We start from the raw sequence: 23,546 nt of genomic DNA, 5'->3' as shown, positions 1-23,546 counted from the left end.
GATTTTTAGTCTTTGGCAATTCTATTTCTAGGTCACTATCGAAACTATGTACTTTTTTTAAATACTTTCCAACTAATATTAAGGAAGGTAGGAATTGAGGTTCTAAAGAGACAAGCTCCTTCTGGGAATTTCAGCCAAGTATATATTTTGCCTTTGTTCCATAACTAAGACATTTTTTTTAAATACCACAACTAGCTTTGCCTGTTAACATGGACACTAATAAAAGCATCTTCTTTCTAAATTTGGAGGACTTTGATGAGACTGGAGTTTGATAATAAAGCGAAGCACGATGCTTTATTACATAATTTTAACGTTTGAGCTATTATCATTTTAAATTACTTAACAAAAGACTGATGATACTCAGACCCTAATTCACTGGAAATTTAACCCACAGAAAAATACTATTAGTCTTAACCATGCATACCCTCTTGGGTGTATTAGATATATGAAGTAGACTTGATGATCCGTACAGAAGTCGTATATAAAACATATTTCTACTATATAGAATCTGTGATTCGATATATGGGGATAAACTTAGTTGCATAGTTTAAGGTTACCAGATAAAAGACCACCAAATGCCCTATTTTTTAACCTTGCAAGTGGTCTTTGAAACACAGGCTAGGGTGGAGAAGAAATTTTCAAGTCATAATCTCGAAACTATTTGTATTGATCTATCGCATGAGACTTGAAGGGGAACTAATATTTTTAACTAAAGTATTCTATTTCTATGTCTTATAAAATTTATCATAAATGTAATTTTTTTTCCAAACTAACTGTAACAAAAACCCGGATTCGTTTTCCAAGAATCAAAAACACAAAAGACAGGAAAATGAAAAAGACCTTATTACTCATCTGCTTCGTAGTATTACTGCAACCGTTGGTTTTCGCACAGCAATCCATCTCTGTAAATACATCTGGAAAAGGAGAACCCATTTTGTTTCTACCCGGATTCGCAACACCAGGAGAGGTTTGGAATACCACCGCCTCCAACCTTCCACAACACAGTGCTCACATCGTGACTTACGCCGGATTTGGAGGAGTTGCCCCAGTGGAAATGCCGTGGTACGAGAAACTCAAAACCGATCTGATCGGCTACATCACAGCAAACAGCCTAGAAAATCTCACCCTAGTCGGTCACAGCATGGGGGGCAATCTGGCATTGGATCTGGCTGCCAGCCTTCCCGATCGAATTCAAAAAATCGTGATCGTCGATGCATTATCCTGCATGCGTGAGATCATGATGCCCGGGGTACCGGCGGAGGCATTAGCCTATGAAAGTCCCTACAATGATCAACTGCTGAATATGGATGAAGCCGCACTATCAGCCTATCTGACACAGATGACGCAGAACATGATTACCAAAACTGAGGACCAAGCCCTAGTCAAAAACTGGATGGCGGTCGCAGATCGGAAAACGTTTGTGTATGGCTACACAGATCTGCTTAAATTGGACAGCAGACCGCTTTTCCCATCCATCAAAGCTCCCGTGCTCCTGATGGTCGCAGGTCAGCCCTACGGGCCCGGAGCTTTGGAGACCATGAAAAAACAATATAACGGATTGAAAAATACAGAGTTTGTACTAGCAACTGAAAGCAAGCACTACCTTATGCTCGATCAGCAGGAATGGTTTATCACACAGCTCAATTCTTTTCTCAATAAGTGATTTCGGAACAAAAAGCTCAATTTGTACAGCTCTACCAGTCGCAATATCGGATGGTAAATCAACTCTGCCTCGGATTTATGAAAGGCGACAGCTACCAGGCCAAAGACCTTACGCAGGAAGTTTTCATCCAAGTTTGGAATAATCTGGGAAAATTCAGACAGGATTCTTCCCCAAAAACCTGGATTTACAGAATCACAGTCAATGCCTGCCTCAACTACCTCAAGCGGGAAAAGCTTCATTCGGAAAAACTGGGGGAAGCATTCCGAGAACAGGAAACAACCGAAGAAATCAAGTTTACGGAAAGCGATCCGGTCAATGCACTCTATAAAGCGATGGCCGGTCTCTCAGAAGTTGACCGACTAGTCACCGGATTACTTCTTGAAGAAGTGCCTCAAGAAGAAATCGCCACCATTCTGGGCATTTCCGACGGAAACCTTCGAGTCAAAATCCACCGAATCAAACTCAGACTCAAAAAATTGATTAATCATGAATGAACTAGGAAATATTCTCAAATCCGGTTGGAAAAGCTCAGGCTTGGACATCACTCCTCTTCCACCCCCTGAGCAGCTAATCGCCGAAGCCCAACGCCTCAACAGGGAAAGCACGAAATTCCAGCGCAGTACCCTGCTGATATTAGGCTTCACTTTTCTGATGATGTGCTATTTCTTGTTGGAATTCTTTAAATTTCAACATACACTAAGCAAAATAGGAGTTGGATTAATGTTGCTTTTTTTCCTCTTCCGTATTCTTCTAGAGGCCTATAGCATCATAAAAGCAAAGGAAAAGACCGCTGATAGTTCTGCATATTACAGCTTGGAAAAGGAAACTAAATACCTCAGCCTAAGACTTAAGATTCACTCTACCTTCACTTTCCTTACCCTTGGAGCATACACTTTGGGATTTCTATTTCTGGTTCCCGAATTCTTTCTGTATATGAGCAGATTTTGGCTGATTGCAATGATCGCCTCCTATTTTATTCCTGGAATAATTTTGACCCTTCTCATCCGTAAAAACGTGCAAAAAGAATTGAGAGAACTCCGGATGGTTATTGAGCTGAAGAAAAAAATAATAGGATAACTCCCTCTCAGGAAACAATGAACGATAAGTAGTTTACCGATCTCTGTGGACACAGGCCGGTGTCGGTCTGTAGGGTGATGTAATTTCGGTCTTTGAAGACATAGACCGCGGGGAGAGTCTTGATAAAGTACGACCCTCTGTATTATTTTCCATCTCGCTTTCGAAATCAATATCCCCCACTCCCACCAAGCTTCGCAAATAATCCGCCGCCAAACATCCTCATCAGAGAAAAGCACAGAAACTAGCACAAAAAACTCGGAGGGTTTAAACTGTATTTAAAACCATTGTACCAAGCCCAGCCAATATCTCCCAGGTCAATGTATTCTTCAGAAACAACAGAAATATAAGCTTTTCCCGCATCCATTTTGATTGAACATCAACTCCTCACCATTTCTGCCTGCGCTGACTGGGGAATCTTCCGTATCAAAAAACGGCACTTTTTCTTCCCAATCTGTTCTTTGATGGTTTCTACTTATGGGGAATTCCAGTAAAGCTGGAGTCAGTTCATTCCCTACTTCCCCCCAGTAAAGGAGCGGATGAACCATCAGAATTTCTATTCCTGTAAAGACAAGTTTCAAAAAACTTAGGGTTATAATCCAATGAGATGTTTAAACCCAAGGCTTATCTTTTACTTTTTTTAAATTGCTTGAGCTAAGAGGATTCATAAAATAATAGGGTTAGATCTGACCTAACTACCTGATAACTAACATACTATTTAATTTGAAAAACTTGAAGATCGTTTAGCGAAGAGTTCGTTTTAGGAAGTGTATAAAATCAAAGTGATGACTAAGCCTTAATATTTAGGATCAAATCGATGATTGATGTCTTTTCTTAAAAGCTAAAGGATTGACGCCCGTTACCTTCTTAAAGATTTTATTAAAGTAGGATATGCTTTCAAAGCCGCATTGAAAACAGGTTTCAGTGATATTATTATCCTGTCGCAACAAGTTTTTGGCTTTGTCAATTCGATAATGGTTAACAAATTCTGTAAAAGTAAGCTTGGTCATACGCTTAAAGTAGCGACAAAACGCAGCATTAGTCAGATTGCTTAAAGCGGCAACTTCCGAAAGTTCAATTTTACGCTGATAATGATCGTCCAGAAATTGATAAATGGTTTTAAGTCTGCCTTGCTCTTTTAGCGTGTGCGGATTTTCTACCGGATGATTGTGAAGTAATTCTTTCTCAGTTGACTCTGATAGCAGTTGCAGGATGCTCAGCACTTCCAGGAACTGCTCAAAATAACCCAACGTATGTAATTTCTTAAGACGATTACCTACCAGCATTTTTGCATTCTTTCCAAAGGATACGCCTTGTTTGGATTCTTCGAATAATAGATGGACAGCATGCAATTCTGGTGTAGACGAAAAAGCCTCTTTCAGAAACTCCGGTTTTATATGGACTACAATTTTTTCATACGCAGTCTTGACGCCGTAATCAAAATTGAGATGCGGGATATTCGACCCAATAAAAACCAAATCACTTCCTTCATAGCGTGATATATGTTTGCCAACGTGCCGTGTTCCATTTGCACCATCGATAAAAACCAACTCATATTCCGGGTGGAAATGCCAAAAGAAGAAGTCGCTTAAATTGGGATTCACCATTAAGCGAAGAGAGCTATTTTCATGAGCAACGATTCGTTCTAATTCAGTCTTCATTTCAAAATTTACATAAAATTGTCTTATTGATAGTCCATATAGATCATGAAATATCAATATGATTCAAAAACCCATCATTATTGGAGTAGAAATCGAGTGCACTCTTCCCTTAGCTTTATTCTATAATTAAACCCAACAAACCAATTATGGAAAATCAAAAGACCATGGCTCCTACGCAGAGCCCAAATAAGAATCACAAAGACATTCCCGGTAATCCATCTACAGCTACCAGTAGCAAGGTAAAATTGAATGACCGATCCAACGGAAAACCGCTGAGAATCTTAAGCGAAGAAGATTGGGCTTTCTGGATTCTTAACGGTTATGTGGTGGTTAAAAATGCTGTGCCTCGTGAACAGGCGTTGCGAACCGCTGATTTTTTGTGGGAGTTTGAAGAGAAAGATAAGAATGACCCTTCTACCTGGTATACCGCACCCCGGGCCGATATGGAGATGAAAGAATTAGTCGGTACCGGAATGGTAGAAGTTTATAATCATCAACTACTTTGGGAGAACCGTCAGATGCAACGGGTTCACGATGCGTTTGAAGATATCTGGGGTACTGAAAAACTTTGGGTAACGGTTGATCGCGCTAACTTAAACTTTCCGATCAGACCGGGTTTTGAATACAAAGGATTTATTCATTGGGATTACGATCCGGATACAAAGCCTCAAAACGTTCAAGGCGTTTTAGCTTTAGCAGATCAAGAAGACGAAAACATGGGAGGCTTTCAATGTATTCCAGAACTTTTTCGCACATACGATACCTGGAAATTAACACAGCCTGAGGACCGAAATCATTTCAAACCAGATGTAACCGGTTTTGAAGATAAGTTGGTAAAGGTAAAATTACAGGCGGGAGATTTACTCATCTTCAACAGCTCACAACCTCATGGCATTCGACCAAACCTTTCGAAAGACCAAGTAAGAATTGCGCAATACATTTCGATGATGCCGGCTGAAGAAGACAATGAAGATCTGAAACAATGGAGAATTGATTCCTGGAAGAATCGTATTGCGCCTGAGGGTTATGCTTTTCCGGGCGATCCGCGAAAATGGGAACAAACAAAATATGAAGCAGCCAAATTAAGCGAGCTCGGTAAAAAAATCCTGGGGCTTGATAAATATTAGTAGTGACATAACCTCTTGAATGAGGAGTCCTCTTTCTATTGAAGTAGAAAAGAGATTACTTCTCATTTTTTCATTCTAAAACCCACACTAATTCAACCCCACTTATGCTGGAATATATGAGTTCATGGGATTTACTCATCATTGCAATCTATTTTGGTATCACTTTGTGGATTGCGTGGTGGGCGTCACGCGTACATGGAAAACCTCAAATTGAGCAAGATTCGGCAGATTATTTTCTAGCGGGGAAAAACGAAGGTTGGTTTGTGATAGGTGCTTCATTATTCTCTTCGAACATTGGTTCAGAAATAATTTTGGGAGTATCTGGAGCCGGTGCTCGGGCAGAAATGCCCATGGCCAATTTTGAAATGCTTGCAGCCTTTATCCTGATCCTACTGGGGTGGGTATTTGTCCCTTTCTATTTGCGAACGGGCGTTTACACCATGCCAGAATTTCTAGAGCTGCGATACTCTAAAGCTTGTCGAAATTACCTGTCCGTTGTTTCTATTCTTGCTTATGTCATCACAAAAATATCGTTGATCATTTTCTCCGGTGCGCTAATTTTTGAAACCATGGGAGTGCCTTTTTGGACAGGTGCCATCATCATCGTTTTAGCAACAGGATTTTATACGGTGCTAGGAGGACTCAAAGCGGTAATCTACACCGATATGGTACAGGCATTTATACTCATCGCGAGTTGTGGCGCTGTTACTTATTTCGGATTGGCTCAATTGGGCGGCTGGGATGAAATGATCACTACTATTCAACAAGCCTCCACCAAACCGGGCAATCCACCACTTGAGCGCTTCTTTAACTTGTGGCGTCCTATGACGGACACACAATATCCCTGGACTGGAATGTTATTTGGTGCACCAATCTTGGGCGTATGGTATTGGTGTACGGATCAATTTATCGTGCAGCGCACCTTATCAGCAAGAGACATCAGCAACGCTCGAAGAGGAGCGCTCTTTGCTGGATTCTTAAAGTTATTGCCTGTTTTTATTTTCTTCATCCCGGGTGTTATCGCATATGCACTTTTGCAAAAAGGGATGCTGGATTTTTCGACTTCCAATGCTGATTATGCATTACCAGCTATGATCACCGGTTTCCTTCCCAGTGGTCTGAAAGGCCTCGCAATCGCAGGACTTCTTGCGGCATTAATGAGTTCACTTTCATCTGCTTTCAACTCTTCATCTACTTTATTTACGATTGATTTTTATAAACAATACAAACCAAAAGCCTCTGAAAAAGAATTGGTTTGGGTGGGACAATTGGCAACAGTCGCGCTGGTGTTCGTAAGTCTAGGTTGGATTCCTTTCATGAAATCACTGATGGGAGGAGGGATATTCTTTTATCTCCAAAGTATTCAAGCCTACATCTCGCCACCCATTGCAGCGGTGTTTTTATTTGGATTATACTTCAAATGGATGAATGCAAAGGGAGCAATTGTTTCCTTATGGATGGGTTTTGCATTAGGCGTGTCTCGTCTGGTAATCGAGTTTATGAGCAAGGAAGGAATCATTGAGGTCAAAGAAGGTTCTTTGGTTAATATCTTTTTGGACATTAACTTTCTTCATTTCGCCATCATTCTGTTTGTCATTTGTGCTGTAATAATGGTGATCGTGAGTCGTCTTACCCCACCTCAGTCGGAAAAATCATTGCGATTAGTGACATTTCAGAGGTCAGGGATTAAGACAAAACTGGTGTTCACATCCGATGTAATTCTAACTATCATCTTAATTATCTCAGTATTAGCCTTGTGGGTCTTCTTCAGTCCTTGGGGAATTGCAAACTAAACACCCTCAACTATGGAGTACCTATTGACTAATAAAATTGCCTTCGTTTCCGGATCTACTTCCGGAATTGGGTTTGCCATTGCAAAACTATTAGCTAAAGAAGGAGCTCATGTGATTCTGAATGGTCGGCATGAGGAAACAGTAGTACATGCTATTGAAGAATTGAAAAAGGGAATTCCTTCGGCAAAGGTATCCGGAATAACAGCCGACTTCAGTGATCCAAATTCTGTAAAGGACTTAATTACAAAACTGGACCGAGTAGATATACTGATCAATAACGTCGGGATTTTCACTTCTCAATCCTTCACTGAGACTTCCGATGAGGATTGGTATCGACTGTTTGAAGTAAACGTCATGAGTGGTGTCCGACTATCGCGAGCACTACTTCCAAAAATGATGGCGCGGGATTGGGGCCGCATTGTCGTTGTGAGTAGCGAATGTGCACAGCTAGTGCCCGAGGATTTAATTGCCTACAGTATGACTAAAGCTGCCATGCTCAGTATCTCGCGTGGATTGGCACAAACTACAAGAGGGTCAGCCGTCACTGTCAATTCCATAATGCCGGGTTCTACCTTATCTGAAGGAGCCAAACGATTTTTGAAAGAACAGGCCGATAAAGGAAATCAGAAAGAGGAGGATGTTGCGTCTGCTTTTTTCAAAAATGTAAGAACAACGTCCTTAATTGAACGATTTTTAGCACCTGAAGAAATTGCCAATGGAGTACTTTATCTGGCAAGCCCGCTTTCATCGGCGACCAATGGAGCGGTGTTAAAATTAGATGGTGGAAGTGTTCCTGGAATATTTTAAAGAAAAAATTATGAATCCTAAATTACCACTGTTGCGTCATGTTGTACTATTCAAATTCAGAGACTCCTCCACTGAAGATGAAGTAGAGCATGTGGTCAGTTCTTTTATGTCTCTTAAAAATCAAGTGCCTCAAATTGTAGCTATGGAATGGGGCAGAAATATCAGTGAAGAAAACCATCACCAAGGCTTCACACATTGCTTCATTATTTCCTATGAATCCATTCAAGATCTTACTAATTACCAAAAACATCCTGCCCATCTTGATTTTCAGCAAATCCTCGGCCCTCATATGGAAAAGGTTTTTGTAGTGGACTATTATTCCAACGATTGAAACTTAACTATTTAAGGATATTTGAACTGTTGCCTTTATCATTCTTTACTTTTTACTCATCCTAAAGAAGAAATATTTTAGGTTTTATTCTATGGTGAACAATACATTTAATCTGCTTACTTAGTTGCTCTAGGAATATTAGGATCATTTCTCCGCACTTGGCAATTCGTGTAGAAGTTAGATGCAAAACGCCTTTCTATTGTAATGAATCCGCTAGCAGTCGGGAGCAATTCGATTATTGGGAATTAGTACCGAGAATTGGAATTCCCAGCCCTACTCCGGATAATTTTCGAAAGCAAGGATGTTAAATCTCAGCCAAATCAATCCACGATTTAACTGCAATCGAAAAGGAAAGTCTTCAATCTAAAGGCCCATCCCCCTACTCCTCCGGTTTTATTTCAGGTTTTTTTAGGACCAAGTAGAAGCAATAGAGGGTCACAGACAATATCAGTCCTTGAGTGACTATGGCTAGAATAAGTGCTGATTTGTTCATGATAGTGCTGATTTTTTACGTTTTACGCTTAAATACCAAACAATTGCGATGATCCCTAAAAACAAGAGAACCAGTTGGATTCTAGCGATACTTGAGTAGAACATCTTTTTCTTCTAATACATAGTTTGGTCAGGACTTAGAATTAATGCCTGCCTTTTCAAAACCAAAAATCATAGCAAAAATGATTATCTCCAATAATGCAAATACAACCAAGAAAGTTGTACATACCCTATAGTCGTATTCATCAAATTAGCCTGATTGATAAAATAGGATGGTTGGATTTCTCATCCCCTCCCTGCCTTCCCAATTACCGACTCTCAGTCAGAATTTTAAAGCAACCATACCTGACATTTTGCTGAAGAGTATACAATTGCCTAACTTCCATTATCTGATTATTTGACCTATTTTGACATTGCATTATTAGCAGTTATGATGTATAAAAGTTTATTACCAAGTTCCCAGCTATGTGTGTTTGTTATTCCCATATTAATACTAACTCAATTCTTTTTGCTATGAAACCACTTTGTTTTGTAATCATGCCTTTTGGTAAAAAGCCTGACTTAACCGGAAGAATTATAAATTTTGATGCAGTCTATGAGAAATTCATAAAACCAGTGATCGAAGAATCCGGTTTGGAATCTATTCGCGCTGATCAGGAAATGATGGGAGGAATCATTCATAAACCCATGTATGAGCGATTGATACTTTGTGATTTTGCTATTGCTGACTTGACCACTGCAAATGCCAATGTATTTTATGAATTAGGTATTCGATATACTGCTAAGCCTTTTACAACTTTTAGCATTTTTGAAACAGGCACTAAAATACCTTTCGATTTGGTTGATGTCCGATGTTTTCCATACGTCATCGTCGATGATGAGATTGTGGATTTGGAGGATAAAAAGGCGGCATTGAAAGGATATATAACAGAGATAAAAAAGAAAAAAATCACCGATAGTCCAATCTACCAGTTAATGGATGGAATAGAATTCAAGCATAATCTATCCATTGATAAGGTAGATATGCTGAGAGAGCGGGCAAAGCAGGACAATCAAGTAAATACGCAGATTCAGGAGATTTTAAGCTTGGATAAAAAGGAGGAAAGAGCCGAAAAGCTAAAAGATCTTGAAAAAACTCTACCTGAAAAAGAGGATTGGGATGCAAGCTTAGCCATTAATTTTATTTTAGCTTTCCGCTCCATCAATGCCTTTCAGGAAATGGTAGATTTTATTGATTCCTTACCAAATCATCTCAAGGGAACAGTGGTGGTTCAGGAACAATATGGATTTGCGCTGAATAGAGCAGGCAATAAAGATAAAGCTATAGATGTACTGACAAAACTAGTTGAGGAAAAAGGGTCAAATAGCGAGACTTTGGGGATTTTGGGGAGGATTTATAAAGATAAATACAATGAGGCTAAAAGTTCGAAAGCTTTCCTTGCCAAAGGATTTTTAAATAAGGCAATCGAAGTATATACTGATGGTTTTAAAGCAGATATTAGAGACTTTTACCCTGGTGTAAATGCTGCAACTTTAAAATTCGTCAGAGAGGATGAGGACACCGTAGACTTTGCAAAGGTGGTTGAATTTGCAGTATTGACATATTTGGAAAAGAAAAGTAAGATCTCAATGCGTAAGGCTCCTTCCAATTTTGACGATTACTGGCCTCAGGCTACGCTTTTGGAATTAGCTATCTTACAAAATAATCAGAGTAAAGCATTTGACTATTTATCCTCTGCCATCAGTACCTCCCATGAGGATTGGCAAACGGATTCTACCGCCAAAAACCTTGAATTATTTAAAAACCAAGGAGATTGGGTGGCAGAGGTAATTCAAGTTTTAAAAGATAATTGAATAAAGGAGTTGGGTGAACCGATTTATTCAAAATGAAATTCCATGACAGAATCTTTTGCAGCAGCTTCTCCAATTTTATAAAGTTCCTCCCTGTTTTCAGAATTACTCATTTCAATCAAGCTTTCCACGTCTTCCCCATTATAGGTCTTTCCTAAATTAAGGTTGTTCAATTCAATTTCTGTAATGGGAAAATTGTATCTAAGATATTTAATCAACGGTTTTCCCGAAATGTAATCATCTCGCAAAGATTCTATTTCCATATCGATATAATGGGCTGTAGGGGAATTGGAGAGCCATTGAAGCATAATTTGGTTCTGCCAACTTGCATCCTGCATCAACATGTCAGGTACACTCTGAGCCCAGGTTTTAAGCCAGGCTTCTTTGATTTCACCAACTTGCTTTCTGAATATACTATAGCCTGTTCCTACAGAAACAACAGTTATTTTATCTTCACCCATTTCCCAGTGGAAAGGAAATCCTTTTAGAGTTGCCACCATCAACAGAGTCATAGCTGGATTATTGGCCATACTCACTCCTCCATCTACAAATGCGGCCTGCTGTCTATCCCCTACATCAATCATTTGAGGGACAAAATAAGTAGGAGCGGCACTACTCGCTCTTACAGCCTGCCAAAGAGGGATATTTTTGTTCTTTCCCAGACTGGTGTTGAAGAATTTGCCTTGTGGATGGTTTATCAAGGGCCAAACACTATTGGTATCTGCTCTTTTGGCGACGATACATAACCCCGTTTTGATTTCCTCACTTCCTAATGTAATCTCTCCAAAAGCGCTTCGTAAGGATTTTTCCAAGACAGAATAATCATAGCTGGCCTTTAGAAACTTCCAGGTTTGAAGGGGATTCCAGAAGTTGTGCTTCTTACCAAATATCTTACCTCCAAGGTCCATATAAAGATCTTTGATTTCATCAACCTTCATTCCTATTGCTAAGGCTGAAGCAATGATAGAACCTGTAGAGGTTCCTCCTATCAAATCAAAATGATCACTCAAAAGATAATCTTGGCCATGTTTATTCTGCAGGATAGTTTCGATTTTCTTAAGGTACCCGAGGCTTAATGCACCTCTTATTCCACCGCCATCTAGTGAGAGTATGTTTTTGGGACCACTTGATGGGCTTAGATGATCGTTCAGGGTTTTTTTCATAGTATTTAAGTCTAAAAGTTAAAATGCTAAATTAAAATATTAAGTTAAAACACACCTATTACAGGCAACAGCGATACACAATAAATTAAGCAATAAGACCTTTTTCAGATTTGAGAATCAATATACTAAAACTTCACAATCAGAATTACAAAATTTGTGTAGAAATAGGAGGTATTTTGGGCAAGCTCATGATAGCGTTACTTATCCATTGTCCCTCAAGCAAACTGAATCCATACCATCAAATAAAAAAATGTTTGGATAACAATTTTGAAGCTCCAACCTAGAGGCAGTAGGATTGCCCAGTAAAAAGCATAATTGGATGACGCTCATTAAGACTTAGGTACTTTTTTAAAAAATTATTTCCAGCTAACTTATAGAACATAGGAAAGGAGGTCAAAAAGGGAAAATTTCTCTTCTGGAAATTTCATACGAATTAACTAAGGTATCTTTTTTTTTGAAATAACATAACTAGCTTAACATGGCAAAATGGAAAGTGTATATCTCGTCAACTTTTAGAGATTTAAAGGATTTAAGATCAGAACTCATCAACCTCTTTCAAAATCAACTCAAATATAGTTTTGAATTAAGTGCTATCATGGAACGCATGTTTGATGACGCTTCCTATACGCCATTTCTGGATGATTGCGTTCAAGCTGTATTATCGAGTGACATTTACATCATTATTCTCGGCAATAAAGTAGGGTCATTCCCTCCCAATGAGGATCGGACTTATACGGAAATCGAACTGGATACTGCCTTAGCCAATGATAAACGCATCTTCTGTTTACACTTGGAGAACTTTGATGAGGCTGAGATAGATAAAAAAGCGAAGTTTTCCAAAAACAAAGTATGTTGATAACTGAAAGATGCTAAAAGACGATTTGAACCAAACGTGCTTCACCAAGCATCAATAGTGGCGTGCAGGCTCCAGGGACATTTTATGCCTGTAAAGATATTATTCATTAAATAAGAACAATTTAGCTTTTGCTGTACGCATTTTTTCTAACTTATCAATTACACTAAACTACTTTTTATGAAAAATATAATACTTCCACTGTGTCTCTTTTTTTATGCAGCAACATCTTTTGCTCAGCAAATTCCCCCCAAGGACATTGAAGACAAAGTGCTCGGCTGGATGAAGGTTTATAATTTTAGAGGCGTTAGAGAACCTCTGAAAGTCGATGCTAAATTATATACTCCTGCACAACAATCCATTGCTGATTCTATTGGCAATTGGATGCAGGCAAGCTACCTCCCAAAAGGCGGTTTGGGAGATGTAAAAAGAAGGGTCTCCGAAAAGTTAGGTTTGTATAATAAGAACAATGCAGCAATGCCACAGAGTTACGGTGCTGTCGCCAATACCTATTCGCATCTGAAATACAACGCAAACGGGAAGATGGTGCCTTTAACGAGCGATGGCATTCAATGGAGTATTATGGCTAATGCGCCTGTTGGTATTCCCGCAGATGCTCTCTGCACACCCACTCAATATTATTTTACTCTGCCATCTTTAAAAGAACAAGGCTCCAGCGAAGAGAATCCCTATATAAAAAGTTTGGCAACTCACCCCAACACAAAAAAATATCCAACTTATGTGACTAGAAACGAAAACGGGATGTTTGAAATAGCCCTTTTGCTCTATCCCCAAAATGACTTTCCCTTTATTAAAATAACCAAAGCCGAATACCTGGAGCAGGTAGCTGCTGCAATAGAACGAAAGTATGCGATTGAAAAAGAAGAGGCTGTTACAAAATGGCATACCGATGCTACCCGGGCCAATGCGCGCAAATACGCTGACGAGAAGTATCAAAAAAGGATTTCAGTATTAAAAACCAACAAAGAGAAATATAAAGATCGGCTAGAGGAAACAGCAGAGATTTTTACCAATCAGCCCGATATATTGTTGGAAAACTATCCTGATGTTTTTGTGGGAAATGGTGGCGGAACCCTGAAATTACCTGTATATAAAATTGACCCGGTAATTGCTGAACGCTGTAAAATTGATAACCCCCAATGGCTTACAATTTTCTGGAATGGCGGCCTTAATAGTCCTGTTGGTAATCACCAGCACGAGTCTATCACCAACAATTTTAATTTTGATTATCTGTATAAATTTTGTTTTGATCCGGAAAAAGTAAAGGGACAGCCTTACAAACCACTCCGCTCCCCCCGCTAAGTGTAGTAGTAGTCTTAGCGTTGGACTGGGTGTAATCCGTGCAGTGGTCGGATGTAATTACACCCTCCTATCCAGATCAATTTGAAATTTATTTTCATCTGGAAAGCGCCAGCTATACATAAACAAAGCAGGGCACTAAGCGTAATCCTGAAAATTGGTCGTTTGTATCTACGCTTCAATAGTTACATGAATTTGAAATCCCAAAGTTTGACGGCTTCACCGTCGCGGAACCGTGTCCTAAATCTATTTAACCCCGGGTTTCACCGGGGCTATTGATGGTCTGACCACTTCGTGGTCTTAATATGGAATACAGAGATGTGTGGAATAGCTTTCCCATTCATTGATGTTCTTCAGCAGTCCTATTTCAATCTTTTTTCCAGTGCTTCATTCAAAATGTAAAATTACTGTTCTGTAAATCCGCCATCAACCACAAATTGGCTGCCGTGCACATAGCTGCTTTCATCTGAAAAAAGAAAAGTAACCATATCACTCACATCTTTTGGCTTTGCGTATCTGCCCAACGGAATCATTTCTACAAATTTTTCTTTTACCGCATCACCGTGTCCGGGATTAATTCCTTCTTCAAGAGATCGCATCATTCGGCTATCCACTACACCGGGATGCACAGTATTTACCCGTATTTTCCGATCTGCTAATTCTTTGGCCGCTACTCGCATTATTCCTATGGTGGCGTGCTTGCTGGTATTGTAAGCCACCATTCCTGCTGTGCCCGTTAGTCCCGCAACAGACGAGGTAATCACAATGCTACCACCATCTTCAATTTTTGGAATCACATATTTCATCCCGAGAAATACACCTTTGACATTTACTGCCAAGACTTTATCAAACATGTCGACAGGATAGTCAGGGATTGGTTGCACCACACCTTCAATTCCGGCATTATTAAAAAACATATCAATTTTACCATATCGCTCAATTGCAGTTTCAACATATCTTTCTACATCCTCAGGTTTTGTGACATCTGCCACCGTGTAGGACATCTCATAGTTACTTTCTTTAGCCTCTTTTTCTTTCTCTTTGAGGCTTTCCTCATCGATGTCAACCAGCAAAATCTTAGCCCCTTCACTGCCCATTCGTTTAGCAGTTGTAAATCCTATTTGTCCGGATCCTCCAGTTATGATGACTACTTTGTTTTCAAATCGTTTCATTTTTCTCGGATTTAATTAGTGGAAAATCATTTTCATTCATTTTATCTTCTGGCGACGATCTTTTAGGGAGTTGTCCCACGAGTATTCCTTGCGAGTGACCATCACTGAAAAAGCTGTTCGCCCAGTTCCACATGGTTCTGACCTGATTTCTATAGCTTAAGAGCAAAAAGAGATGCACCGTAATCCATGCAACCCAAGCCGTCCAGCCGGTGATGGTTTTTTCTGGAAAAGTAAGGTCGGCCACTGCCCTATTGCGACCAATAATGGCCATAGTGCCTTTATCTTTGTATTTAAACGGTTCTTGCTTCTGACCTTTGACAAGGGCCATAAAATTCTTTGCCATTGCTTCTCCCTGTTGTTTGGCTACGCTTGCCAGCTGAGGGTGTCCTTTTTGGAAATTCGGATCTGAGGTCATGATACAGGAATCACCAATCGCATAAATATTTTCCGTACCGGCTACTTCATTATATTCATTCACCTTCAGCCGATTTCCTTTTTGATAGCAATCATCTGGAAATCCATCCAGTCGAAACCCAGTCACTCCCGCTGCCCAAATCAGCGTTTTTGTTTCGATGAAACTACCATCTTTGAACTCAACTTTATCTTCTTTGTAGTCCGAAACCATTTTCTCTAACTGCACATGAACACCCATATCCTCAAGGCATTTCCGAGCATATTTTTGCGACTTTTCAGCCATTGGGGGAAGTACAGATGAGGCAGCGTCGACCAAATAAATATTCATCCTGTCCTCATCCAACTCGGGGTAAATATCCTCGAGAATCTGATTTCGAACTTCTGATAGAATTCCTGCCAACTCAACTCCAGACGGACCGGCTCCTGCGATCACGATATTTCGCATCTTACGCTTTTCAACCTCGTCATCAGATTGAATATATTTTTCGGTTTCGCTTAAAAGGAAATTTCTCAACCTAACCGCATCATCAATCGATTTCATCGGAAGGGCGTATTTCTGGATATTTTCCATTCCAAAATAATTGGGTTTGGTGCCCGTAGCAATCACGAGGTAGTCGTAAGAAATGGTTTCTGCAGGCAGGACGACCTTGCGCTCCTCAGGAATTATTTTCTCCAACTCTCCCATCCTGAAATGGAGGTTCTTTTTTCCCTTAAATAACGTTCTAAAAGGTATGCTTATACTTGAAACATCTAAAAACCCCGCGGCCAATTGATAGAGTAAAGGGGTAAAATGGTTATAGTTATTTTTGTCAACCAAAGTGACATTTATTCCTTCTGCACCGGCCAAATCCATTGCCAAGTTGATACCAGCAAAGCCGCCTCCAATTATTACTATATTTTTATCTTCCATTTCCTTTCCTCCTCCATCAATTCGCGTTAAGTTGAGATAGTGACTACATCACTTCTATTTTTAGAAGTTATTCACTCATATCTATAACATATCGAAAACGAACATCTTCATTCTTGATATTGTCAAAAGCATTATTCACTTGATTGATATTTATCATTTCTACTTCTGGCGCTATATCATGTTTTGCACAGAAATCGAGGATCTCTTGAGTTTCAGAAATACTACCTATAAAAGAACCTCCAAGGGTACGATTAAACATGGCGACGTTCATATTATTTGTGGGCAGTTTGTATTCGCCTAAAAGCCCTACTGTAATTAAACTGCCACGGTAAGTGAGTAAATTAATGTAATCGTTGATATCAAATGGCACTGGAATCGTGATTAATATATAATCGTATCGCAAGGCATTCTTTGTCATGGCATCTTCGTCTGTCGATACTATTACATCATCAGCACCCAATGCCTTGGCTTCTTCTTTTTTCGATTCGTGACTTGTAATGGCCGTAACTTTTGCACCCATAGTTTTTGCTATTTGAACAGCCATGTGGCCCAATCCGCCAATACCAACTACAGCAACATTATCGCCTTCTTTTACACCCCAATGTTTCATAGGCCCATAAGTAGTCACCCCGGCACAAAGAATGGGAGCTGCAGATGAAAGCTCAAGTTTTTCAGGAATGGTTAATACAAACGCTTCTTTGGAAACAATATGTGATGAAAACCCACCGAAGGTATTGTAATCAGATTCAGGATCTCTGAAATAGCCATTGTACGTCATGGTTGGTCCATGTTCGCCCGCGCAAAATTGCTCATCGCCATTTTTGCAGGGATCGCAGGTTTGGCAGCTATCTATCATACAGCCAACGCCTACAATTTGACCGGCTTTGAATTTTGTGACTTTACTTCCTGTTTCGACAATTTTACCAATAACCTCATGACCGGGTACACATGGATAGCGTGTATTTTCCCAGTCGTTATTCACTTGGTGTATATCACTATGGCATACTCCGCAATAGAGCACCTCAATTAGAACTTCATCTGCTTTTGGGTTTGCGCGGTCGACATCCATTTTCTTCAAGGTCGTTTTATCGCCAGATGCTCCTTGAGCTCCATAGCCTTTGACGCTAAACCCTTTGCTTGTTTTCTGCATTGCTTTGTCCAATATTTTTGTTTCTGCTTCCATGATTTTAATTTTTTATGTGAATATTATTTTTTACTTTAATGATTCTGATTATGCCGATTCCGACATTTTAGAATGCTTTCCTTCGGCTATTTCTTCTACCACTTTCTTGCAGAAAGCAGGTAAATCCTCAGGAGATCTTGACGTGGTTAATCCTGCATCTACGACCACCTCTTCGTCGACCCAGATGGCTCCCGCATTAATTATATCCGTCTTGATACTTGGGAAAGAAGTTATTTTACGGCCTTTCAATACTCCCGCTTCTGCCAACAACCATGGTCCGTGACAGATAGCTGAGACTGGTTTGTTATGCTCCACGAAGCTTCTTACAAACTCTACTGCTTTGCTATTTCTTCTCAAGTAATCCGGATTGATTATGCCACCTGGTATGATCAAGGAATCGTAATCAGCAACCGAAACCTCATCTATTGTTTTGTCAACTTGAAATTCGCTACCCCAATCTCCATCCTTCCAAGACTTAATAGGTCCTTTTTCCAGACTCACCACATGCACTGTGGCACCTGCAGATTCTACCGCTTTTTTTGGTTCTGAAAATTCTGATTGTTCAAATCCATCCGTTACCAGAATGGCTACTTTTTTATTGCTTAGATTTTTCATGATGTTTTTGTTTTTTCCTATTCTAAATGGGGCAAGGAACATTCCAAAGCGATTAGTGGGCATATAGCGCCATATCAACAGTTCCGGAGCTGAACTATCTCCGCAGGGTGTAGAAATCCCTGCTCAACCTTCCTAAAATCTGCTCTCTACCTTATTCATCTTTTTGAAGCTTTTTGCTTGAAAAGGGACTATTGGAAGACATGAAATCAGTTGAATTAGTAGAGAACACGATGATTCGTATTTTCTCAATGGCCGACAAGCCTAGAGCTTCCGTTGCGGTATATAGAAAGTCCGCATACTGAAATCATCTAAATCCCCTTTGAGGAAAAAAAGCTTTCATTCAATTTTGAAAAAGTTTTGTAGTGCATGAAAATAAACTTCTCTTTGAAGCCAAGACCGACCCATAAAATCATTTTACCTAGTCAATTGTAACCATGAACCACTCAGAATCAATTATCAATTCCATCAAGGAAACATCAGGAGATATCAACTGGCAAGAATTGCTGGAAACCATCATTTCGTCCTTTGATTGTACTACCGGAACCATCCACGAGCTTGACAATTCGACCAATCTATTGATACTCAAATCCCATAAAGGAATACCTGACTTCCTTTTGCCTAAGATGTCTTCCATTCCTATCGGAAAGGGAATGGCCGGAATCGCAGCTGAGCGAAAGACTCCGGTGGAAATGTGCAATTTGCAAACCGATGATTCCGGTGTAGCTCGGCCAGCTGCAAAAGAAACCAAAGTGGAAGGATCCATCGCCGTCCCAATGTTGTTGGAAGGCAAACTGTATGGAACCCTGGGCATCGCCAAGCCGGTACCGTATGATTTCACCAAGGTAGAAAGTGATGCACTGATGAAGATTGGGGAGGAAATAGCCAGAAGTATTAGCTCCTAGCTGATATCATGGAAGTAAAAGTTGAAGTCTAAACAACTCACTCATCTAGTGAGCCAAGGCAAAGCGTTGGAATGGGCGTTGTTCCGTAGGGCCTAGGGCAAGTACATCTTTCTATTTTCCCTGATTTTGAATTCTAGAATACCCCCTACTCAATTAGCTTTGCCGCGCCCTGATCTGTGTCGACAATTCGGAAGTTAAAATAATAGTGGTCTGTGAAGACACAGACCACGGTGCAGTGCTGAAGAATAATTCAATCATTAATGAAAATTGGCTCCTGGTCAATCGGATCAAAAAAGCTACTCTATTACTATTTTGGGGTAGCTCACCTGCCTAATCCCTATCATCAAACGGTACACGCAAAACCGGTTCCTCTCCAAATGATTACCTCTTCTTTGATCTCGGTTGCATCGATACCTAAACCATCTCTACCTAGGGATCCCAACACTTCTCCACCGCAAGCATAAACAAAGGTAATTGTGTTACAATTAGGACAGCAGTTTTTAATCAAAAAAACTTGTTGATCTTGGTAAGTGCCAGCAGTGACATAAAAATATACTCCATAATACGAATCGTTCAACTCTTTGGCGAAGGTGTTTAACCAAGGGAGATTTGCCACCGGATCAGCGGTGCCACAGACTAAAGCGGGTTCTTCGTCTTCTTTACATCCGAAGCTTAGTACAAGGCTAAGAAGTAAAAGGAATGTTAAATTTTTCATGGTTTTCAAGATTCAGCTGGTTACTAGGTTTCGATTTTTTAATAAATCAATCTTTTGGGAAAATTGAATTTTAGAACCGGGAGAGCTAAAGTACAAAAGATCAGTCGTTTTGGGCTGAAGTTTTTTAGGATGAAGTCTTGACTCCATTCCATAACATTTTAATAACGAAGTAGAAGACCTCAAATTTCCGGTATTTCTCCATCTTAGTGTCCTAATTTAAATCCAGCTATATGTTTAAAACGCTACGAAATGTTACACTTTTAGTCAGCTTGCTCTGCTTCTCCGTTGCAAGTTTTGCCCAAGAAGTGTTTATCAATGAGATTCATTATGATAATGCCGGGGCAGATGCCGGTGAGTCTATTGAAATCGCAGGTCCAGCTGGGACAGACCTTACAGGCTGGTCGCTGGTACTTTACAATGGTTCAGGTGGTACAGTTTACAACACCACGGCACTTTCCGGAACCTTAGCCAATGTTTCAAATGGTTTCGGTTTTTTCACAATTGCTTATCCTGCTAACGGAATCCAAAATGGAGCTCCTGATGCGATGGCATTAGTGGATAATGGAACTGTAGTTCAGTTTTTAAGTTACGAAGGAGCTTTCACCGCAGTAGGTGGGCCGGCAGATGGGATATTAAGCACTGATATTGGTGTTTTCGAACCTGGATCTGAACCAATCGGTTTGTCATTGCAGCTGGCAGGTTCTGGTTCGCTTTACACGGATTTCACTTGGGAAAGCGCAAAGTTAAGTACGTTCGGAGCATCAAATGGCAGTCAAACCTTTTTAGGTGAGCCTGTTGTATTTGTGAATGAATTCCATTACGACAACGCAGGTGCAGATACAGAGGAAGGAATTGAATTGGCTGGAACAGCAGGGCTTGATTTGGCAGGATGGAAAATCGTGCTTTACAATGGTAATGGCGGAGCGCCTTATGGCACTACTAATTTGTCTGGTACTTTTGCTGATCAAGACAATGGCTTTGGAACACTTTTCTTCGCAATCGCTGGATTACAAAATGGCGCTCCAGATGGATTTGCATTAGTAAACTCTTCGGATGAAGTCGTTCAATTTTTGAGTTATGAAGGCGGCTTTACTGCAGTAGGCGGACTAGCTGATGGATTAGCAAGCACAGATGTTAATGTAGTCGAAACTGGAAGCACACCTGTAGGATTCTCTCTTCAGCTTCAGGGCACAGGAAGCAAGTATGAAGACTTCACTTGGTCTGCAGAAGCAATAGCCAAAACTTATAATGCAATCAATACCGGTCAGAGCTTTGGAGGCGTCATCGTCAATCCTGATCCTGATCCAGAATCAGTTTCGATTGCAGTTGCGAGAACCAAATCACAGGGAACAAAACTCATCATAAAAGGAGTGTTAACAGCCAGCGATCAACTTGGCGGTCCGGCATTTATTCAAGATGCCACTGGCGGAATCGCTGTTTTTGATGCTCAAATCCATGGCATGGATGTATATGAGATTGGTGATGAATTGGAATTAACAGGAAGCATTGGAGCATTCAATCAGCAAGTCCAACTTGTGGATGTGACTAAAGTTGAATTGATCAGCAGTGGATCAACAGTTTCACCACAGATAGTATCAATCACTGAAATTAACGCAAGCTTAGAAGGCCAACTAGTTAGTATTCCAGCAGCTTCTTTTGTGATTTCAAAGGGCTTATTCTTCCCTGAAAGTAACTATGATATACTTGATGGTACCGGCACACTTGCACTGCGGATCGATGGTGACGTGAGTAGTTTGATTGGAAGAGTGATTCCTAAGGAGGCTCAGCTAATCACGGGTGTACTTGGAAGTTTCAGAGGAACGATTCAGTTACTTCCAAGATTCCTTGAAGATGTGCCAGGAACTTCAGCTTATGAAGCCGCTGGTTCTGATATTCCTACTTCAGAAACACTGGATGTGATGACTTGGAATATGGAATTCTTCGGTTCGACTATCACTAATTTTGGACCAAGCAATGTGACTTTGCAGGCTGAAAATGCTTTAAAAGTCCTTCAAACTACTCTTCCGGATATCATTGCGGTTCAGGAAGTTTCGGATGAAGACTTGTTAGCTAGCCTTGTTGCGCAATTGCCAGGTTATGCATTGCTTTGTTCGGATCGATTCTCCAGATCATTTGACGGCCCGGATCCTACTTTCCCTGCTCAGAAAATTTGCTTTATCTACAATACTGAAGTAATTGATGTAGTGTCTGAGCAAGTGCTGTTCGAAGAGCTTTATGATCAAGCTCGATTAGGTTTGACAGATGCGCTCGATGGCTACCCAACAGGTTCTGCTTCTTCCTTCTGGTCAAGCGGACGTTTGCCTTGGATGCTTACTGCTACTGCAGACATCAACGGTGTAAAAGAGCAAATCAGATTTATCAATATTCACGCAAAATCAGGCTCAGCCAATGCTGATCTTTTGCGTAAAAGATTTGATATACAAGTGCTAAAAGATAGTTTGGATGCATACTATTCCAACGATAATATCATTTTGCTTGGCGACTACAATGATGACTTAGATGAATCCATCGGAACTGGACCAAGTACGTATGAAGTGATCATCTCCGATCCTGATTTTGATGGAGTCACGATTTCACTTAGTGAGGCCGGATTAAGATCGTTTATCTTCAACGATAATGTGATCGACCACATCACGCTTTCCAATGAGTTGTATGATAATTATCTCGAGGGTTCTGAAACTTTGTTTATTCCTTTCAATCTCATTGAAAATTATGGGAATACTACTTCAGATCACTTGCCAGTTTCTGTTCGCTTAATAGCTGGTGATCCGGTTGTTTCAAATGCCGGTGAAGATGCAGTAGTTTATTTGGGTTATGAGCCTTTGTCTAGTACGACGCTTAGTGCGGCAGATGCTATGGGTGGCACTGGTCCATATACTTACACTTGGAGTACTGGTCAAACAGGACAAATCATCGTAGTTTCTCCGACTGAAACGACCACATATACGCTTACGGTGACAGATCAAGCTGGAAATATCTTCATCGATGAAGTGAAAGTCTGTGTAGTAGATGTGAGATGTGGCCCTAAGGGAGATAAGGTGGCTGTATGTAAGGTGAACGGAAATTCCGGTAAGTCTAATACGCTATGTGTTGCTCCTCAAGCTGTAGCTGCCATGTTGAAAAATGGCGCTTCGCTAGGTGCTTGTGGATCTATTCCATGCGCAACCAATTCTGCTTTGTGTGAACCTTCTTTTGTGGAGGCAAAGGTTAAAAAGGCATTCCCTAATCCAATGGAGAAGCAAGTTGAAGTCCAGTTGGATTTACCCCTTGATTTGGATATTGCTTATGTTTTATTCAATGAAGCCGGAAACGTAATGCAAAGTGGTATAGCTCAATTTAAAAATGGAAAGCTTAGCTTAGACTTTGGAAATACTTCCTTGAAAAAAGGATTCTATTACCTTCATATCAATCAAGGTCAAGAGACTAAAATGATTCGATTGGTGAAAAAATAATGTGATTATACGGAATCTTGCCAGTAG

20 protein-coding genes are annotated in these 23,546 nt (G+C 40.3%); 12 read left to right on the top strand and 8 right to left on the bottom strand.

Annotation, left to right across the window (positions count from 1 at the left end):
• Positions 1–829 precede the first annotated feature (829 nt).
• From BVH04_RS22615 to BVH04_RS22605, 3 genes are read left to right on the top strand one after another with little or no spacing between them, the layout of a single operon-like run.
• Positions 830–1,663, top strand: a complete 834-nt coding sequence (locus BVH04_RS22615; protein ID WP_169714492.1) for an alpha/beta fold hydrolase — start codon at positions 830–832, stop codon at positions 1,661–1,663.
• Positions 1,660–2,157 carry an RNA polymerase sigma factor gene (locus tag BVH04_RS22610; RefSeq protein ID WP_262481382.1) on the top strand — a complete coding sequence of 166 codons (498 nt, stop codon included), beginning with the start codon at positions 1,660–1,662 and terminating at the stop codon, positions 2,155–2,157. Before BVH04_RS22615 ends, BVH04_RS22610 begins: the two co-directional genes overlap by 4 nt.
• Positions 2,150–2,740, top strand: coding sequence for a hypothetical protein (locus BVH04_RS22605; RefSeq protein ID WP_086543734.1), 591 nt, complete (start codon positions 2,150–2,152; stop codon positions 2,738–2,740). Before BVH04_RS22610 ends, BVH04_RS22605 begins: the two co-directional genes overlap by 8 nt.
• A 326-nt stretch (positions 2,741–3,066) precedes the next feature.
• Here the strand turns inward: BVH04_RS22605 and BVH04_RS22600 are convergent, their stop codons facing one another.
• Together BVH04_RS22600 and BVH04_RS22595 are read right to left on the bottom strand one after the other, a co-directional pair.
• Positions 3,067–3,318 (bottom strand): hypothetical protein, encoded by a 252-nt coding sequence (locus tag BVH04_RS22600; RefSeq protein WP_140160647.1) that lies wholly within the window; start codon positions 3,316–3,318, stop codon positions 3,067–3,069.
• A gap of 228 nt (positions 3,319–3,546) precedes the next feature.
• On the bottom strand, positions 3,547–4,398 hold the full coding sequence (locus BVH04_RS22595; RefSeq protein ID WP_086543732.1) for a helix-turn-helix domain-containing protein: 852 nt from the start codon (positions 4,396–4,398) through the stop codon (positions 3,547–3,549).
• Between the two features lie 146 nt (positions 4,399–4,544).
• On the opposite strand from BVH04_RS22595, the gene BVH04_RS22590 reads away from it, so the two are divergent.
• The 5 genes from BVH04_RS22590 (at position 4,545) to BVH04_RS22570 (ending at position 10,802) form a co-directional block, all read left to right on the top strand.
• Positions 4,545–5,525, top strand: coding sequence for a phytanoyl-CoA dioxygenase family protein (locus BVH04_RS22590; protein WP_086543731.1), 981 nt, complete (start codon positions 4,545–4,547; stop codon positions 5,523–5,525).
• A gap of 104 nt (positions 5,526–5,629) precedes the next feature.
• Positions 5,630–7,318 (top strand): sodium:solute symporter, encoded by a 1,689-nt coding sequence (locus BVH04_RS22585; protein WP_086543730.1) that lies wholly within the window; start codon positions 5,630–5,632, stop codon positions 7,316–7,318.
• Between the two features lie 12 nt (positions 7,319–7,330).
• Entirely contained in the window at positions 7,331–8,125 is a 795-nt protein-coding gene (locus BVH04_RS22580; RefSeq protein WP_086543729.1) for an SDR family NAD(P)-dependent oxidoreductase, read from the top strand.
• Positions 8,126–8,135: 10 nt separating this feature from the next.
• A complete protein-coding gene (locus BVH04_RS22575) occupies positions 8,136–8,456 on the top strand; it encodes a Dabb family protein (protein ID WP_169714491.1) in 321 nt (106 codons plus the stop codon).
• A gap of 1,005 nt (positions 8,457–9,461) precedes the next feature.
• Complete coding sequence (locus BVH04_RS22570; RefSeq protein ID WP_169714490.1) at positions 9,462–10,802, top strand: TRAFs-binding domain-containing protein; 1,341 nt, start codon at positions 9,462–9,464, stop codon at positions 10,800–10,802.
• A 23-nt stretch (positions 10,803–10,825) separates the two neighbouring features.
• On the opposite strand, the gene BVH04_RS22565 is transcribed toward BVH04_RS22570, so the two are convergent.
• Positions 10,826–11,962, bottom strand: coding sequence for a patatin-like phospholipase family protein (locus BVH04_RS22565; RefSeq protein ID WP_086543726.1), 1,137 nt, complete (start codon positions 11,960–11,962; stop codon positions 10,826–10,828).
• Between the two features lie 478 nt (positions 11,963–12,440).
• On the opposite strand from BVH04_RS22565, the gene BVH04_RS22560 reads away from it, so the two are divergent.
• Positions 12,441–12,818 carry a DUF4062 domain-containing protein gene (locus BVH04_RS22560; RefSeq protein ID WP_086543725.1) on the top strand — a complete coding sequence of 126 codons (378 nt, stop codon included), beginning with the start codon at positions 12,441–12,443 and terminating at the stop codon, positions 12,816–12,818.
• Between the two features lie 177 nt (positions 12,819–12,995).
• Complete coding sequence (locus BVH04_RS22555) at positions 12,996–14,138, top strand: hypothetical protein (RefSeq protein ID WP_086543724.1); 1,143 nt, start codon at positions 12,996–12,998, stop codon at positions 14,136–14,138.
• 401 nt (positions 14,139–14,539) lie between these two features.
• On the opposite strand, the gene BVH04_RS22550 is transcribed toward BVH04_RS22555, so the two are convergent.
• The 4 genes from BVH04_RS22550 to BVH04_RS22535 form a co-directional block, all read right to left on the bottom strand.
• On the bottom strand, positions 14,540–15,307 hold the full coding sequence (locus BVH04_RS22550) for an SDR family NAD(P)-dependent oxidoreductase (protein WP_086543723.1): 768 nt from the start codon (positions 15,305–15,307) through the stop codon (positions 14,540–14,542).
• Positions 15,294–16,631, bottom strand: a complete 1,338-nt coding sequence (locus BVH04_RS22545) for an NAD(P)/FAD-dependent oxidoreductase (protein WP_086543722.1) — start codon at positions 16,629–16,631, stop codon at positions 15,294–15,296. Before BVH04_RS22545 ends, BVH04_RS22550 begins: the two co-directional genes overlap by 14 nt.
• A 67-nt stretch (positions 16,632–16,698) precedes the next feature.
• On the bottom strand, positions 16,699–17,814 hold the full coding sequence (locus BVH04_RS22540) for an NAD(P)-dependent alcohol dehydrogenase (protein WP_240511027.1): 1,116 nt from the start codon (positions 17,812–17,814) through the stop codon (positions 16,699–16,701).
• 48 nt (positions 17,815–17,862) lie between these two features.
• Positions 17,863–18,429: a type 1 glutamine amidotransferase domain-containing protein gene (locus BVH04_RS22535; RefSeq protein WP_086543747.1), complete on the bottom strand. Its 567-nt coding sequence runs from the start codon at positions 18,427–18,429 to the stop codon at positions 17,863–17,865.
• Positions 18,430–18,863: 434 nt separating this feature from the next.
• On the opposite strand from BVH04_RS22535, the gene BVH04_RS22530 reads away from it, so the two are divergent.
• Entirely contained in the window at positions 18,864–19,331 is a 468-nt protein-coding gene (locus tag BVH04_RS22530; RefSeq protein ID WP_086543721.1) for a GAF domain-containing protein, read from the top strand.
• Between the two features lie 343 nt (positions 19,332–19,674).
• On the opposite strand, the gene BVH04_RS22525 is transcribed toward BVH04_RS22530, so the two are convergent.
• On the bottom strand, positions 19,675–20,046 hold the full coding sequence (locus tag BVH04_RS22525; protein WP_086543720.1) for a hypothetical protein: 372 nt from the start codon (positions 20,044–20,046) through the stop codon (positions 19,675–19,677).
• A gap of 230 nt (positions 20,047–20,276) precedes the next feature.
• On the opposite strand from BVH04_RS22525, the gene BVH04_RS22520 reads away from it, so the two are divergent.
• Positions 20,277–23,519: a DUF5689 domain-containing protein gene (locus tag BVH04_RS22520; RefSeq protein ID WP_086543719.1), complete on the top strand. Its 3,243-nt coding sequence runs from the start codon at positions 20,277–20,279 to the stop codon at positions 23,517–23,519.
• The last annotated feature ends 27 nt before the right edge of the window (positions 23,520–23,546 follow it).

The organism is Algoriphagus antarcticus (genome assembly GCF_002150685.1).
In the GTDB taxonomy this organism is placed as follows: Bacteria; Bacteroidota; Bacteroidia; order Cytophagales; family Cyclobacteriaceae; genus Algoriphagus; species Algoriphagus antarcticus.
Note: the sequence above shows the minus strand (reverse complement) of the source record. Positions and strands in the feature narration are given on the sequence as shown.

Bases quoted from the DNA above. Each gene is read 5' to 3' on its own strand.
- BVH04_RS22535 (WP_086543747.1), bottom strand. From the start codon at position 18,429: ATGAAAAATCTAAGCAATAAAAAAGTAGCCATTCTGGTAACGGATGGA.
- BVH04_RS22560 (WP_086543725.1), top strand. From the start codon at position 12,441: ATGGCAAAATGGAAAGTGTATATCTCGTCAACTTTTAGAGATTTAAAG.
- BVH04_RS22545 (WP_086543722.1), bottom strand. From the start codon at position 16,631: ATGGAAGATAAAAATATAGTAATAATTGGAGGCGGCTTTGCTGGTATC.
- BVH04_RS22590 (WP_086543731.1), top strand. From the start codon at position 4,545: ATGGAAAATCAAAAGACCATGGCTCCTACGCAGAGCCCAAATAAGAAT.
- BVH04_RS22530 (WP_086543721.1), top strand. From the start codon at position 18,864: ATGAACCACTCAGAATCAATTATCAATTCCATCAAGGAAACATCAGGA.
- BVH04_RS22555 (WP_086543724.1), top strand. From the start codon at position 12,996: ATGAAAAATATAATACTTCCACTGTGTCTCTTTTTTTATGCAGCAACA.
- BVH04_RS22550 (WP_086543723.1), bottom strand. From the start codon at position 15,307: ATGAAACGATTTGAAAACAAAGTAGTCATCATAACTGGAGGATCCGGA.
- BVH04_RS22575 (WP_169714491.1), top strand. From the start codon at position 8,136: ATGAATCCTAAATTACCACTGTTGCGTCATGTTGTACTATTCAAATTC.
- BVH04_RS22520 (WP_086543719.1), top strand. From the start codon at position 20,277: ATGTTTAAAACGCTACGAAATGTTACACTTTTAGTCAGCTTGCTCTGC.
- BVH04_RS22585 (WP_086543730.1), top strand. From the start codon at position 5,630: ATGCTGGAATATATGAGTTCATGGGATTTACTCATCATTGCAATCTAT.
- BVH04_RS22615 (WP_169714492.1), top strand. From the start codon at position 830: ATGAAAAAGACCTTATTACTCATCTGCTTCGTAGTATTACTGCAACCG.
- BVH04_RS22595 (WP_086543732.1), bottom strand. From the start codon at position 4,398: ATGAAGACTGAATTAGAACGAATCGTTGCTCATGAAAATAGCTCTCTT.
- BVH04_RS22540 (WP_240511027.1), bottom strand. From the start codon at position 17,814: ATGGAAGCAGAAACAAAAATATTGGACAAAGCAATGCAGAAAACAAGC.
- BVH04_RS22525 (WP_086543720.1), bottom strand. From the start codon at position 20,046: ATGAAAAATTTAACATTCCTTTTACTTCTTAGCCTTGTACTAAGCTTC.
- BVH04_RS22605 (WP_086543734.1), top strand. From the start codon at position 2,150: ATGAATGAACTAGGAAATATTCTCAAATCCGGTTGGAAAAGCTCAGGC.
- BVH04_RS22565 (WP_086543726.1), bottom strand. From the start codon at position 11,962: ATGAAAAAAACCCTGAACGATCATCTAAGCCCATCAAGTGGTCCCAAA.
- BVH04_RS22580 (WP_086543729.1), top strand. From the start codon at position 7,331: ATGGAGTACCTATTGACTAATAAAATTGCCTTCGTTTCCGGATCTACT.
- BVH04_RS22570 (WP_169714490.1), top strand. From the start codon at position 9,462: ATGAAACCACTTTGTTTTGTAATCATGCCTTTTGGTAAAAAGCCTGAC.